The following is a 662-nucleotide window of genomic DNA, read 5'->3' as shown; positions in this document are numbered from 1 at the left end:
GCAGATCTTCATGAACACCGGCCATCAGATTCCAGGACGGCCAAGCATGGGCTCCTGGCTCACTTATGGCCTGGGCAGTGAGAATCAGGATCTGCCCGGGTTCGTGGTGCTCTTATCCGGCGAGAACGCTCCTGACGGTGGCAAGAGCTGTTGGGGCAGCGGCTTCCTTCCCAGCCGTTATCAAGGCGTGGAATTCCGCCGCTCGGGCGATCCCGTGCTCTTCCTCTCCAACCCTGACGGAATGGCCGGCGAGACGCGCCGCCGGAGCTTAAATCTGCTCAAGGATCTCAACCAGCAGCACTATGCCGACATCAGCGATCCCGAGATCTCGAGCCGCATCGCCAACTACGAACTCGCCTACCGCATGCAATCGAGCGTGCCGGAACTGGCGGACCTCAGCAAGGAACCGGAACACGTTCACAAGCTCTATGGCACGGAACCGGGCAAAAACAGTTTCGCCAACAATTGTTTGTTAGCCCGGCGCCTTGTGGAACGCGGCGTACGCACGGTGCAGCTCTATCATCGCGGATGGGACACGCATGGCAACAGCCAGAACGGCGACATCGTGAACCGCCTCACCGCGCTCTGCCGGGAGATTGACCGCGGGTCCGCAGCCTTGGTTCAGGATCTGAAACAGCGCGGTCTGCTCAAGGACACCATCA

At 60.4% G+C, this 662-nt stretch carries 1 protein-coding gene; it reads left to right on the top strand.

Going from position 1 to position 662, the window contains the following annotated elements; all coding sequences use genetic code 11:
* Positions 1–662 (top strand): DUF1501 domain-containing protein (locus tag JNK74_29130; GenBank protein MBL7650243.1); only part of this gene is annotated, 662 nt, incomplete at both ends.

It is taken from the genome of Candidatus Hydrogenedentota bacterium (genome assembly GCA_016791475.1).
Classification (GTDB): domain Bacteria; phylum Hydrogenedentota; class Hydrogenedentia; order Hydrogenedentales; family JAEUWI01; genus JAEUWI01.
Note: the sequence above shows the minus strand (reverse complement) of the source record. Positions and strands in the feature narration are given on the sequence as shown.